This window comes from Nocardia sp. NPDC058114 (genome assembly GCF_042884695.1).
GTDB lineage: Bacteria > Actinomycetota > Actinomycetes > Mycobacteriales > Mycobacteriaceae > Nocardia.
This window is the reverse complement of sequence record NZ_JBHVTK010000004.1, coordinates 685,354-698,091: the sequence shown is the minus strand read 5'-3', so window position 1 is coordinate 698,091 and position 12,738 is coordinate 685,354. Positions and strand designations below refer to the sequence as shown.

At 63.4% G+C, this 12,738-nt stretch carries 15 protein-coding genes; 4 read left to right on the top strand and 11 right to left on the bottom strand.

Annotated features, from left to right (window positions below):
* The first annotated feature begins 228 nt into the window (after positions 1 to 228).
* From ACFVVI_RS19300 to ACFVVI_RS19290, 3 genes are all read left to right on the top strand, one after another.
* Positions 229 to 942 (top strand): helix-turn-helix domain-containing protein, encoded by a 714-nt coding sequence (locus tag ACFVVI_RS19300; protein WP_378989147.1) that lies wholly within the window; start codon positions 229 to 231, stop codon positions 940 to 942.
* A gap of 110 nt (positions 943 to 1,052) precedes the next feature.
* Positions 1,053 to 1,502, top strand: coding sequence for a hypothetical protein (locus ACFVVI_RS19295; RefSeq protein ID WP_387446158.1), 450 nt, complete (start codon positions 1,053 to 1,055; stop codon positions 1,500 to 1,502).
* An 8-nt stretch (positions 1,503 to 1,510) separates the two neighbouring features.
* Positions 1,511 to 1,879 (top strand): hypothetical protein, encoded by a 369-nt coding sequence (locus ACFVVI_RS19290; RefSeq protein ID WP_387446157.1) that lies wholly within the window; start codon positions 1,511 to 1,513, stop codon positions 1,877 to 1,879.
* Positions 1,880 to 2,048: 169 nt separating this feature from the next.
* Here ACFVVI_RS19290 and ACFVVI_RS19285 read toward each other — a convergent pair whose 3' ends face one another.
* A complete protein-coding gene (locus ACFVVI_RS19285) occupies positions 2,049 to 3,023 on the bottom strand; it encodes a GlxA family transcriptional regulator (protein WP_387446156.1) in 975 nt (324 codons plus the stop codon).
* A gap of 73 nt (positions 3,024 to 3,096) precedes the next feature.
* On the opposite strand from ACFVVI_RS19285, the gene ACFVVI_RS19280 reads away from it, so the two are divergent.
* Positions 3,097 to 3,678 carry a cysteine hydrolase family protein gene (locus tag ACFVVI_RS19280; RefSeq protein WP_387446155.1) on the top strand — a complete coding sequence of 194 codons (582 nt, stop codon included), beginning with the start codon at positions 3,097 to 3,099 and terminating at the stop codon, positions 3,676 to 3,678.
* Positions 3,679 to 3,798: 120 nt separating this feature from the next.
* On the opposite strand, the gene ACFVVI_RS19275 is transcribed toward ACFVVI_RS19280, so the two are convergent.
* The 10 genes from ACFVVI_RS19275 to ACFVVI_RS19230 all read right to left on the bottom strand — a co-directional run bounded on the left by ACFVVI_RS19275 (position 3,799) and on the right by ACFVVI_RS19230 (position 12,658).
* Positions 3,799 to 4,188 (bottom strand): hypothetical protein, encoded by a 390-nt coding sequence (locus tag ACFVVI_RS19275; RefSeq protein ID WP_387446154.1) that lies wholly within the window; start codon positions 4,186 to 4,188, stop codon positions 3,799 to 3,801.
* 116 nt (positions 4,189 to 4,304) lie between these two features.
* Positions 4,305 to 4,769: a hypothetical protein gene (locus tag ACFVVI_RS19270; protein ID WP_387446153.1), complete on the bottom strand. Its 465-nt coding sequence runs from the start codon at positions 4,767 to 4,769 to the stop codon at positions 4,305 to 4,307.
* 745 nt (positions 4,770 to 5,514) lie between these two features.
* Positions 5,515 to 5,877 (bottom strand): hypothetical protein, encoded by a 363-nt coding sequence (locus tag ACFVVI_RS19265; RefSeq protein WP_387446152.1) that lies wholly within the window; start codon positions 5,875 to 5,877, stop codon positions 5,515 to 5,517.
* A gap of 37 nt (positions 5,878 to 5,914) precedes the next feature.
* Complete coding sequence (locus tag ACFVVI_RS19260) at positions 5,915 to 6,244, bottom strand: hypothetical protein (RefSeq protein ID WP_378635166.1); 330 nt, start codon at positions 6,242 to 6,244, stop codon at positions 5,915 to 5,917.
* An 11-nt stretch (positions 6,245 to 6,255) separates the two neighbouring features.
* Positions 6,256 to 6,450 (bottom strand): hypothetical protein, encoded by a 195-nt coding sequence (locus tag ACFVVI_RS19255; RefSeq protein WP_379222612.1) that lies wholly within the window; start codon positions 6,448 to 6,450, stop codon positions 6,256 to 6,258.
* Complete coding sequence (locus ACFVVI_RS19250) at positions 6,447 to 8,090, bottom strand: hypothetical protein (protein ID WP_387446151.1); 1,644 nt, start codon at positions 8,088 to 8,090, stop codon at positions 6,447 to 6,449. The genes ACFVVI_RS19255 and ACFVVI_RS19250 overlap by 4 nt, the downstream gene beginning before the upstream one ends.
* A complete protein-coding gene (locus ACFVVI_RS19245) occupies positions 8,087 to 9,652 on the bottom strand; it encodes a hypothetical protein (protein WP_387446150.1) in 1,566 nt (521 codons plus the stop codon). Before ACFVVI_RS19245 ends, ACFVVI_RS19250 begins: the two co-directional genes overlap by 4 nt.
* Positions 9,649 to 10,074 carry a DUF2744 domain-containing protein gene (locus ACFVVI_RS19240; RefSeq protein ID WP_378635157.1) on the bottom strand — a complete coding sequence of 142 codons (426 nt, stop codon included), beginning with the start codon at positions 10,072 to 10,074 and terminating at the stop codon, positions 9,649 to 9,651. Before ACFVVI_RS19240 ends, ACFVVI_RS19245 begins: the two co-directional genes overlap by 4 nt.
* Before the next feature lie 26 nt (positions 10,075 to 10,100).
* Complete coding sequence (locus ACFVVI_RS19235) at positions 10,101 to 11,783, bottom strand: phage tail protein (protein WP_387446149.1); 1,683 nt, start codon at positions 11,781 to 11,783, stop codon at positions 10,101 to 10,103.
* A complete protein-coding gene (locus ACFVVI_RS19230) occupies positions 11,780 to 12,658 on the bottom strand; it encodes a phage tail protein (protein ID WP_387446148.1) in 879 nt (292 codons plus the stop codon). Before ACFVVI_RS19230 ends, ACFVVI_RS19235 begins: the two co-directional genes overlap by 4 nt.
* Positions 12,659 to 12,738: the final 80 nt, after the last annotated feature.

The window sequence follows — 12,738 nt, the reverse complement described above, 5'->3', positions numbered from 1 at the left end:
CCATTCCTATCACGGGCTGGTTACGTACAACCTTGACGAGATGAACGCCGAGCGAACATGCCCGCTCAATCCGCTTTCGACGCGGTGAGCACCCGGACACAGCGGGCGGACGCGTTTGACGGTCGTGCCACCGAACAGCTTCTTCGGACGCCGGTTCACCGCCGTCCGGCGACCCACCCGGCGTACCCTGGGATCTACCGTCGGTCGGGGTGAGGCTCGGGGGTTGGGATGGCTGAAAGCACGGCGCTCAGTGTGTATTTGCGCGAACGACGGCTGGCCGCGGGACTCGCGCGGACCGAGCTCGCCCACCGCACGCAGCTCGCACCACTCCTGATCAGCCAGATCGAATCCGGGACCCTCGTCCCGAATCCCGCCATGCTGCAACGACTTTTCGACGGCCTGGATGTGCCACTCTGGTATCGCAAGCCCATCCTGGTTCTCGGATTACCTGCCGTCGAATCCGGCGCAGCCCCTACCGCTCCGTCGGCCGAAGACCTCGCCGACCTCGCCAGCCTCACTCACCCCGCCTGCCTCACGCGCTTCCCCACCATGGACATGCTCGCCGCGAACTCCGACTATCAGCGCCTCTTCCCCGGTCTCGGTGCCGGCGTGAACGTGCTCGAGTGGATGTTCCTCAACCCCGTGGCGAAGAAGGTCTACCTCGACTGGACCACCGAAGCCCAGCTCCTGGTCCACGCCTTCCGCATGCTCGCCCCCCTCGCCCCCACCCAGCGCGTCACCGCCATCACCGAATCGTGCGGTCAGTCCCCCGACTGGGATCCGATCTGGACCAGCGAGGTTCGCCCACAGGACATCGCACGCCGCCACCTGCGCCTGCGCGAACGCAGCACCGGCCTGGAGCGCCGCATGATGCTGCGCATCTACGACCCCGCGTTCCCGAGCCGCCCCTGGTGGCTGTACCGCCTGATCCCGGTGCGGTGAAACAGAGCGAGGCCAGCACCGCGACCAGCTGCGCGGACGCCCCACTGCTGAGCGAGGCCAGCTCGGCAAAGACATCTGATAAACATCAGATGTAGGTGTAGTCTGGCTCTATGAGCACTACCGCCACCTTCACCGAGCTACTCCGCCACCCGAAAGACGTGGTGGAGAAAGCCGGTGACGGCATCGTCCGGATCACCCGCCGCGACGCCGAGGACCTGATCCTGATGCGGGCCGGCCACCTGGACCGCCAAGACGCGGGTATCGCGTTGGCCAGCCGACTGATGCGTGCCGCGGTTCGTCGACAGGGCAACGTCGCCGAGGCTGTCGCCGACACCTTCGCCTGGGTAGATGCGCTCAGCGCGAGCGAGCGGGCCGAGTTCATCACCGAAGTGGCGGAATTGATCTGGAGCGCTGCGGAACTGGGCGAATACACCCGCCTCCTGCATTGCGTCCAGAGCTGGACCGGAACTGCCGAGGCATACGCGGCGGGCCTGCCCCGATCGGGCGATGGGGACCTGACCTGGATCGATAGCGACGGCCCTGTTGTCGAACGGCCGTAGGGAGCGACTTGACCAAAAACCGTGCTGTCTCGCGCCCGCTGAAGAAGGTCGAGTTCGAGATTCGTTTCGCAACACGCGAAGCGGAGAAGGGCTGGGTCGATGCGCGCGCTACCGCACGCAACGCCCTGGTTGATGCATGGGACTTCCTCACCCGTAGCCCGCAAGAACGCTGCGAAAGGTGCTACCCGCTTCGCGGCGATCTGAACAAGGTGACCATCGGTGGCGAAAAATTCGAACGATGGCAGTACAAGATCACCGACGGTGGCCGCATTTGGTACGCGGTCACACGCGACTCATCTGGCGGCGGGACCGTACATCTCGTGCTCGTAACACTTGGCCACCCGAACGAGACGGACAGCGGCAAGAACTATCGGTGACTTGTTCAGGACCCCGACCCGCTCACCATCAGCTGCATGAGCGACGTCAACCCCCACAGTGTCGTCGTAGCCGACCCCGTCGGCCATTCCTCGGCGATACCCGTTCCCATATGAAACCCCTTGTTGCTCAAATCATCACCGACAACGTCCCGACAGAGATCATAGTGAGTCACCCGATACGAAATCGGCGGCGGTACTCGTTGGGGGTCGTATCGAGCTGGCGACGGAAAGCGCGGGCGAGCGTGTCGATGGTGTTGAAACCGCAAGCGGCAGCGATCCGTTGGAGCGTTTCGTCGCTCGTCTCGAGCCGGTGCCGCGCCACTTCCACCCGCGCCGACTCGATATAGGCCGCGGGCGTCATCCCGAGTTCGGTGCGAAAGATGCGCGTGAGCTGACGTTCACTGACATGGACCTGCTCGGCGAGGTCGGTCACCGTGAGCGGTTTCGCGATATTGCGCGCGATGTAGTGCCGCAGATCCTCGATCCGGCGCGTGGTCGACACCGGCTCGAGCGACACACTGAACTGGCTCTGCCCACTCGGCCGTTTCAGATACATCACCAGCTGGCGAGCAACCCGCAACGCCAATTCGTCCCCGAAATCGTCGGCCACCAAGGCCAGCGTGAGATCCAGGCACGCGGTGAGTCCCGCTCCGGTCCAGACATTTTCGTCGCGAATGTAGATCGGGTCCGCGTCGACGACGACCTCCGGATGCTCGGCGGCCAATTGCTGCGCGGTCGACCAATGCGTGGTCGCTCGTTTCCCGTCGAGCAGGCCCGCAGCCGCCAGAATATGCGCACCGACGCACACCGAAGCCACCCGCCGAGCACCCTCGGCCAACCGCGACACGGCCGCGACCACCCCCGGATCGACCACCGCGCTGACCCGCCGATGACTGTCCGTCTCCACCGCCCCCGGCACCACCACCGTGTCCACCCGCCCCAGCTCGGCGAACGTCACATCCGGCAGAATTCGCACTCCCGCCGAGGTGGTCACCGCCTCCATCGACTCGGCGGCCAGCACCACCCGATACCCCGTCGGTTCGTCCATCTCCCGCTGCAACAGCGAGAACACCTCCGGCGGCCCCGTGACGTCGAGCAGATCCACCCGATCGAACAACACGATCACCACGAGCCGCTCAGCCACCCACACCTCCATGTCCGAATCTGCAGGTTACATGACATTGCCGACATCCCGCGGCGTCCATACCGTGGATCCCATGACCTCCACGACCCTGCGCGCACTCAACGGCTTCGACGAAACCCCCGCCTCCCTGACCAACTCCACCCTCGTCCTGGTCGACTACCAGAACACCTACACCCAGGGCGTCATGGAACTGACCGGCTGGAAGCAAGCCCTCGACGCGGCCGCCGAACTCCTCACCGCGGCCAGGGCGGCGGGCACCCCCGTCATCCACGTCATCAACGACGGCGGCAAGGACACCCCCTACGACATCACCACCGACATCGGCCGAATCTATCCCCAACTGTCCCCAACCTCGAACGAACCCACCGTCGTCAAATCCGTCCCCAACGCCTTCGTGAACACCGACCTCGCCGAATTGGTCGACGCCGCAGGCAACACCAACCTCATCATCGCCGGCTTCATGACCCACATGTGCGTCACCTTCACCACCGAAGGCGCCTTCCTCCGAGGCAACACCCCCACCGTGGTCGCCAACGCCTGCGCCACCCGCCCCCTGGGCGACATCCCCGCAGCTCAACTCCACACCAGCGCCCTGGCCACCATCACCGACCTCTACGGCATCGTCGTCCCCACCCCCACCGACCTCAGCTCTTGATCCCGCCCGACTCCAGGTGCGGAAACGACGAAACGGCCCGCACCCCGGTCATGGGGTGCGGGCCGAGCACTGATTCCAGTGCACACCAGTTCCGTAGCGAAACTGGTCGATTCTGATCTGTCAGACGCGGTTGGGCGGGTAGCCGGTACCGGACTGGAACAGGTCACGGTAGATCCAGAAGAACTCGGAGTCCTCCGCGAAAAACGCGGTGGCACCGGCCATCCCGGATTCACTCACCTCGTCGCTCGGCGGCTCACCGGGGTGGCCGGCCGCTTGGTCGGGCAGAACACCGCGACGAATCAGATAGGTCTCCTCACCCGCCAGAGCGTTACTCGGAACCTCCCAGTACGTGCTGTAAACGACGACATCGGAAGTAGGTTCAGAGCCCGGCGGCCAGCCGACGACCACGCCACCGGCACGCCGCGCCCTAACCGGCCGAGCCTGCCGAGGCACCCGAATGGTCGTCCATTCAGGATTGGAATTCACCGCGATACGAACAAGTTTCGACATTGTTCGATTCCTTTCTATCGAATGAGGCAGCCTGATTCGGCTACGGATTTCGTCGACACAGCGAACTTGTGCAGCGCTGAGTCGATCGGACCGATAGGGCACCCACGGATCACGCCTCAGGTGATTCGCACATACGACGCCGGATTCGCCTGTGCGGTCGGGTTGAACTGCGCGAGGAACTGATTGCCCATCGCCTGGACCCGGACCACGTCGCCGACCGCGATAGCGCGGACCGTCGACACGCTCACGGTGCCCGACCCGCTGGAGGGGACTGCCGTGGCAGTACCCGTCGCGACAACAGCGTTGTTGACCGTCAATTGCAGCGTGACATTGACACTCATAGCCGCGGCCGCAGTGAAGACGATCGAAGCACTCAGTGTTGCTGCGGCTTTCGCGGACTGAGCGACAACTCCGTCGGACTGGACCGCCGACCCGGGATAGGTGGCGGTGTCGGCGGTCCAACCGGTCACGTTGGTCTGCTTGTCTGTCATCTGGGTCCATGCCGAGGACTTGGTCATTCCGGCAGGCGAAAAACTCGGCACCGTGACCATGGACAACTGGCCGATCCCGGCGTGTGCCATGTCGACTCCCGCCTTGGCGCTAGTTCCTGCGACAAGCCCACCCGAACCGGCGGTACCGACAGGCACACCTTGCACTGCTGCGAGCACCCCGCCGCCACCAAGAGCGACCGGTTGTCCGGTCCGAGCGGACAACGAGCCTTCTCCCGACTGACCACCGGCGACGACAACTGGCCCAGCGGCCGCCGCTGCGACCGCGAGACTGCTATCACCGGCGAACGCAAGATCAAACGGTTTCAGACCGGAGAACCTCCCGTCGCCGCCGAACAATGCTTCAGCGCTGCTGATCACGACCATCTCAGCGCTCGCGATTCCTTCAGCGACGAAGGACCTGGGCAGGTGGGTGTTCAGCATTGCAGTCGAATCACCGACCGCAGTGAGACCCGCGTCGAGCAGAACCTTCCCTGACTTGACGACGACCTTCGCGACCAGCCGCCCCAGCCCACCTGCGGTGCTGGACGCGCCGGCGCGCGGCGAGGTTGCCGCTGTAGCCTGGCCGCTCGCTGTCGGCTGTGCCGAAACCTGCGCTCGCACAGTGTCGAGTCGCGCGATGACGGCACCGTTGCCGATGTACCCGGCGACGATATACGGCTCGATGATCGGTACATCATCGCGAAGAACGACCATCGGCACTGCCGGCGACCTAGAGGTGGTGACCGAGGTACCGGGCGGTGTCACGACAGCTGTGGACGGCGCCGGCAATGTGGCCCGCACCGTCGATTGTTGCGTAGCCATTCGGCGCCCTCCGTCAGCTCTGAGTAAAGGTGGGGGTGATCAGCAGCTGGCCCTGAGCACCCAGAGTGGTGGCACTGATAGCGACCTTGTCGATGAAGTCAGCGGGACCACCGGCGAGCGTCTTCCACAGACCGACGTAGGTGTAGGAGCCCGCCGGCAGGTCGAGGGTGACCTGTGAACCGGTGACCACGCCGCCGGTGCCGGAGGTCCAGGTCGACTGCTTGCGGGCGTAGGCGGGCGAACCGCCGCTCGCCTCATTCGTGCCCGTGGTGCCCGGGTCGGCGATGTGCACGCTGATGTAGACGGTGTTCGAACCCGCGACGTTCTTGTAAGCGTCGGCGAGCGCCTGGCGAGTGGTAGCAACTGCGATAGCCATGGGATTCCTCCTGGAGAGATAGTGAAATGTGAGTCGATTACTGCTTGCGGCGAACGGCTCCGTAGAACCAGAGGTATTCAGTGGTCGGCGTGGTCGGGTAAGACACGTACAGGCGATATTTCGCGCCCGCGGCGATGGCGTCGGCCAGCTCCGATCCGATGACGAATTTCGCCTCGGTCGCGCTGACTACCGCTTGCCAGGTGTCGAGCACCGTTTCCGACGCATTCACCAGCACGATCCGGACCTTGGTTTCGGCAGGAAATACCGCACCCGATTCCAGTGCCACGGTGTGCACGAAGTCGGCACCCTTGGAGAGCACGAGGGTGAGGTTCGTCGGGTCATAGCCGAATTGCTTCTGTTCAGACATGGGGTTCCATTTCAGGACGATGGTTCCGGTTGTGGCGCAACAGGATCCGGCTCGATGTAGACCGGACCCGGCTCGGGTTCCAGCGCACCGATGAATATGCTGCCGCGCCTGTTCGCGATGCCGTCGGCGACGATCGACACGACGAGCATGTTGTTCTCCACGGCGAAGGCCAGTTCCTGGCCGTCGACCGTCACGGTGGTTGTCATAGATCCTCTGCTTTCCAGTAGTCCCAGCCGCCGCCGTTCACCCAGTCGGCGCGCTCATTGCCCAGGCCGGTGTAGCGAGTGCGCGGACCGCTGGGGAGGGTGCCGGTGGTGTCGGTGTAGGTGAGCACGTCGTCCCACCCCGAAGCGGTTTTGCGCTGAGCCGTGAACAGGTTGTTCGTTGCACGTAGCCGCACCACATCGCCGCCCACGATCGCCGTCTCGACGCTGGAAAGTGCTGTCCAGACGCCATTTTCGTATTTGAAGATCGACACAGTGGACTGGGTCACATTGAGTGAAACGAAACTCTTGTTGTCCGGCGTCGACCGCAACATCAGCCAGGCGTGACGCACCGAGGGGCTGATGATCCGGCCCGTCACCATCACATCGTCGTAATTGAGTGTCTGGCCGTAGAGATAGCGCCGAATGCCGTCGGTACCACCAGCCACCACGAATACCCCGCCGGACACCGCCGCGGGCAAGCTCGACACCTGACTCAAAGCCACTGGTAGCGAACCCGAGTCGAAGTTCTCGTAGAAGACCAGCTTCGACGGCGGACCGGCGACCAGACTCTTGCTGAGTGCCACATACGGCACCGAGTTCGAGGTGAAGCTCATCGACCCCGCCGCCACAGTCGCACCGGCCACCAACGCTCCTGATGCCGCGAACCGAGCACTCGGCCGGGGCGGCCAGGCACCGGGTGCTCGCGGCAGATCAGTGGAATTGGTGCCGAGCAGCGGACGCGGATTACCTTCTCCTCGTTGGTGAACACCGACGAATGCGGTCTCCCCCACGTCGAAAACGAGCTCGTTCGGCAGTTCGACGGAACGCTCGAGTCGTGCGTTGGTGATGCTCAGCGTCTGATTCGGCGACACCCATTCGATCCGGATGTCGCCGTTCGCCGACATCCGGCCGACCACCACATACAGCTCACACGGATTGCTCACCGCGTCCACGATGAACGTGACGACCTTGCGACCACCGCTGTACCGGCATCGGATGAACGCACCGTCGAGGGTGTTCGCCTGCGGCGTATATGACGGCTCATACCGGGCGTGGACCGTGTGGTCTGCATATATCGGATATCCGTTGGCGTCGTAGCCGGCGACGTATGTGTAGGTGTACGGGATGTATCCAGGTTTCGAGACCGTGGCGTGATCCCACACCCGTCGGTGCAGCATGCAGCGCGGAAACGACGCTTCCTCGGTGAGATTCATCGAGTCCCAGTACGGCTTCACCGGTAGGCCGTCGATGACCACCTGAACCTGCGAGTTCGTCGCCTGGACTACCTCGGCGGTCTGCACCACAGCTTCCTCGGCGACATCGGCCGAATCACGCGCGGTCGCTGCCTGCTCCCGCGCCTCCTGAGCATGAGCGCGTGATGCGCGGGCCCAGTCGCCGAGGTTGATCAACCCGCCGGTGAAGCCGGTGATCGCGTCACAGAGCGCGGCGGCCAGTTCGTGCAGTCCCGCCTGCACCCCCTTGGCGAAGTTGAACGGGATATCGGCATAGGCGCGCATCACCTGCGCGCGCATCGCTGTCTGCATCGACTGCTGGGTGGTCCCGCCGAGTCTGGCGATGCTGCGTGCCCCCGAGACTCCGGAATACGCGCCCTCGGGGAACCTGTTGTCGGGGCTGGTCACAGGTCTTCCGCCTGCCAGTCGCCCCAGCCACCACCGTCGGTCCACGACTGACGCTCGGTACCGAGACCGGTATAGCGGTACGCGGGCCCCGATGGCAGCGTGTTCGCGGTATCGGTATGCACCAATACCGCGGTCCACACCCCGCCGATCTTGCGTTCGGCGGTGTAGACATTGCCAACCGCCTTGAGGCGAACTTCGACATTGTCACCGACCGACGTCTGCAGCGCGGCCAGCGCCGTGCCGTTGGAACCGCTGGTCCAGCGCACGATCACGATCGCTGAACTCGTCACCGACAACGACACATAACTGTTGTTGGCCGCATCGGAACGGAGGAACAGCCGGGCACTGAAGTCCGACGGGGTTCGAATTCGCCCGGTCACCATCTGGTCGTCGTAATTGAGCTTCTGCCCGTAGAGATACCGACGCAAACCGTCGTCCATGCCATCGACCTGAAAGACGCCGTCGGCGGTGGTGGCAAACCGCGCCGACATCCGAACCAACGCGGTCGGCATCCCGTTTTCGAAGTCCTCGAAGAACGACAACTTGACCGGATCCCCTGTGACAGAGGCCTTTCCAATCGAGATGTAAGGCGTCCTCCGTGACGCGAACGACAGGGTTCCCGCGGCGAGTGTCACTCCCGCCGACAACAGCGACGAGGTGCTGAACTGCGCGTTCACCTGGGGCGGCCACACCGTTGCCGGGCGCGGGATGTCGACCGCCTCGATCCCCAGCAGCGGCCTGCGATTTCCGCCGCCGCGCTGATGAATTCCGACGAATGCCGACTCACCCTGCTCGAACATCAATTCGGCCGGCATCTCGACGGTCTGCTCGCCGCGAGCACCGGTGATGAGTGGCGTCTGGTTCGGCGATACCCACTCGATCTTGATGTCACCGTTGTCCAGCATTCGACCGACGACGACATACAACTCGCACGGGGAGGTAACAGCATCCGGAATGTAGCTGACCACCTTCCGCCCGCCGCTGTACAGACAGCGAATGAACGCCCCCTCCAGCGAGTTCGCCGCCGGCGTGTAGCTCGGCACGTAGTTGGAGACCACGGCACCGTTGCTCGCCGAAAGCTCCCAAGCGGCACGCTGCAGGAAGTTGCGCGGAAACGAGGTCTCCTCGGTGAGGTTCATCGATTCCCAATAGGGCTTGACCGGAAGCCCGTCGATCACGACCTGCACGCGCGAGTTCGTGGCTTTGATGATCGTCGTCTGGCCATCCGCGGTCACCTGCGCACCCTGAGCAGTTTGCTGCGCCCGTGCCGAATCCTGGAGTGCTTGATCGGCTTCCGCGCGCAGGTCCCGGGCCCAGCCTCCGAGATTGATCAGCCCCCCGGTGGCACCGGTCACCGCATCGCAGAGATCAGCCGCGAACCGCTTTACGCCCGCGTCGACAGCGGAGCCCAGATTCACCGAGATGCCGCTGAACGACTTGACGATGTCCCCTGAGACGACCGACTTCATCGAATCTTGGGAGAGCTTGCCGATGGTGCCGACAGTTCTGCCACCTGGTCCGGTCAGCGCCCCCGCGGGCATCGCTCGGTCAGGGCTGGTCACGGCTGAGGCCCATCGAAGGTACCGTCCTGCGCCACATCCGGTTCCAAGGATCGTGCATCGACCAGATGCGCCAACTCCCCGGATTCATGGAGCTGTCGCACGAGTTCGCGGCGTTCGTCAACACTGAGATCGGCAACCGAGCCCAGCGTGACTTCCGGTGGGCGCGGGGTACCGATCGGGACCCAGTTGCCCGCCTGGGAGATCCAATGCTCCGAACCCGCTACTGCAGGGTGGTACTCCAACTGCTGCGCTTCCGGGTGATGTCGAAACCCCAGTTCCCACAGATGCTTCGACCATTTCCCGAGCACCTGCTGAGGAACCAGCATGGGGCCGTTGCGAGGGCCCGGCAGGCCGACGAATGCCCATACGAAGGCGTCCTCGGGATCGTTCTGATTACATTCTTCTTGTGATGGCAGCGCCATTGATATCTCCGGATCTGGATAACGAACTACATAACGCCGAGCATCTGCAGGTCACCCATGATGGTTTGCACGTGACGCAAGGACTTGACCACGGGGTCTTCGAGTGCCTTGTCGGTTCCGATGGTGATCCGCCAGGACGGTGTCGCACCTCGGGACCAGGTCAAGTCCAGTGCGGTCACCTGCTCGACAAAGATCTCGCCCGCAGGCATCCCCTCGACGGTTGCACCGATGCGGTCTCCGAGGAAGAAGTGACCGCGGCCGCCTTCGCCGATCAAATAGGGCGCTCCATCGGCAATGGTGATCTTGTGAGACGAGAAGGCCCGAGTCGCCCAAAGTCCTGCTCGGATCGACAGCAATGACGACAGCGTGTAGGCCTTGTCTGCGCCGGTCTGGAACCGCTCGAAATAGTGCGACCAGCCCATCCGTGGCGGACGCAACGGCGATTTGAAGGACATCCAAGCCAGAATCGTGTCGCTGTACAGCGGTTTGAGAAATGTGTCGAGGGGGCCGCCCATCGGAGGCAAGCTCACACCGGCACCTCCGACGATCGGAATGCTCACCGTCACAGTCGATGTCAGGTTGCCGACCATCTGCACCATTGCCGAGATGGCTTCGTTCACACCCGGCATACTGTTGCCGCCGCAGTTGATCTGCACGGCGGTCGCTGGGGAGATCGTGAACTCGGAGGTCTGGATCCCGGTGTACTGATTCTCCCGATACACCACCCAGGGGTTCGACGGGAGTGTGCCGAGCCAGTCCTGCCGTCGGTATTCCTCGGGAGAATTGGGATCGGGCAGGAAATTCGGCTCCTGCTCTGCCATGTCATTGACAAATTCCTGCACTGTGTGCACGAGACCGTCGAGCACCGTACCGCCTTCGGAAGTACCCGAGTAGTAGCCGGACTTGTCGACGATGTCGAATATCAGGCAACCGTGGCGCAGGTTCGCGCCCGGCCAAGGTGGTGGATCACCTGCCAGAAATCGACGGCAAGTGACCATCAGATGCGCGTCGTCGAGAGTGGGCGCCGCCATGTCGTGCCAGGTCTTCCACCGAGACGAGATGATCGTCCAGATCGACGTGTCAGAAAAGAATTCGCTCGGGGCAACCACCATCGACCAGCGCGACTGATCGAGGTTGAACCATTGCTCCGGGTCGAGTGGATCGTCGGGGAGTGCCCAAAGACTCGCCTCTTTTCGGAGGATGTTGAGGAACAGCGACAGCTTCAGGCACCACACCGACGGGCCGGCCAGCATGAAGACCTTCGGGAACTGAAACGCGGCGGGTAGCAGAGGATTGCTCCACACCTGGATGTACTTCAGTTCCTCGTAATCGTGCATGAACTGAACGACCACAGTTTTCAAGCCGGTCTCGGTCTTCTTCAACGTCGCCGTCTTCATGCGGCCGCCCCACCGCGCGCCGTCCTTGTCCACGGTCACATGGACGTTCTGGGTGCTCCGCCCGCGCGCATCCATGATCCACTTCGCCAGGTAGTGGTCGGCCGGGAGAACCAGCTGCCCCGTTCCGGACTCGTTCAACAACCACTTGAAGTCACCGGAGACCTCGGCGTGGGAGATGCCGCGCAGATTCCAGTCGCCGTCCCACAGGCGGATCAGCGGCGCAGATACCCGCAGGTCTCGGCGTTGCGTGCGGACCGCGAGCGCCTTCTCATAGATATCGTCGACGCGACTGCTGGTCGAGGGCTCAGTCACTGGAGCCCCCACGGGCGCGACCAGTTGCGGGGACAGCGAACCTGCACGATCGCGCCGGCCGGCGCGCCCTTGACGGTAACCGGGACCTGCACTTCCGGGGTCCACGGCGGGACCGAATGCACGAACATTCGGCCGTTCATGCGCGCCCAGACCGAGCTGTTGTCCGCCGCGACCACCATCTCCTGCATCGGGTCGGTGTCGACAGTGATGTCCTGACCATTCGTCAGGGTGGGCATGGTGATCACTCGGTTGGCAGCGTTGTCTTCCTTCCACGAGAAGTCCGGCAGCGTCCACGCTCCCGGTGCGGAAGCGACCCACCGCAACCACATCGGCTGGTCAGTAGGGTTCGAGACAGGCACCCAGAGGGTTTCGGATGCGCCGTCTGGACGAGTATCAATCGTGGATGCCGCGATCGCAGTGACATCGTCTTCGATCCACCAGGGGACACCCGCGGTACAGGTCATGGTGACCTGGCTCCAACCCTTCGAGTGGGGATCACGCTTAGGCTTGAACTCAGGCTGCTCGGACAAGCGAAGACGCAGTGTCCGCGAACCGTATTCGGTTGTGACGATCAGCTTCGAGTCCCGGTCGTACGCCCACGCCTTTCGCCATGCAGAGTCGGTGCTCTCCCAGTTCGAGGATTGCGTACCGAACACATTCACACCGAATACGACGTCTCGCTTCTGCCAGGTCGCGCCGCCGAAGGTGGCACCGATCTGGAACGCGGATGAATTCCAGATCGTCTTGACAGGGGCGTCGTACAGCCCGGTAGGCGACGTGCCGAGTTCAACACCCTCACGCCCTTGACCTGCACCAGAGAGGGTCCACAGCGAACCGTCGACCCCTTCGACTTCAATCAACGCAGCAGTAGACAACGCTGATACACCTCATTTCATAGTGAAAGCAAATCGCCCACATCCTGATTGGATGCGGGCGAACAGTTAGACCAGAGAGT

Coding starts and splice junctions, on each gene's coding strand:
- ACFVVI_RS19300 (WP_378989147.1), top strand. CDS start 229: ATGGCTGAAAGCACGGCGCTCAGTGTGTATTTGCGCGAACGACGGCTG.
- ACFVVI_RS19295 (WP_387446158.1), top strand. CDS start 1,053: ATGAGCACTACCGCCACCTTCACCGAGCTACTCCGCCACCCGAAAGAC.
- ACFVVI_RS19280 (WP_387446155.1), top strand. CDS start 3,097: ATGACCTCCACGACCCTGCGCGCACTCAACGGCTTCGACGAAACCCCC.
- ACFVVI_RS19275 (WP_387446154.1), bottom strand. CDS start 4,188: ATGTCGAAACTTGTTCGTATCGCGGTGAATTCCAATCCTGAATGGACG.
- ACFVVI_RS19270 (WP_387446153.1), bottom strand. CDS start 4,769: ATGGCACACGCCGGGATCGGCCAGTTGTCCATGGTCACGGTGCCGAGT.
- ACFVVI_RS19265 (WP_387446152.1), bottom strand. CDS start 5,877: ATGGCTATCGCAGTTGCTACCACTCGCCAGGCGCTCGCCGACGCTTAC.
- ACFVVI_RS19260 (WP_378635166.1), bottom strand. CDS start 6,244: ATGTCTGAACAGAAGCAATTCGGCTATGACCCGACGAACCTCACCCTC.
- ACFVVI_RS19255 (WP_379222612.1), bottom strand. CDS start 6,450: ATGACAACCACCGTGACGGTCGACGGCCAGGAACTGGCCTTCGCCGTG.
- ACFVVI_RS19240 (WP_378635157.1), bottom strand. CDS start 10,074: ATGGCGCTGCCATCACAAGAAGAATGTAATCAGAACGATCCCGAGGAC.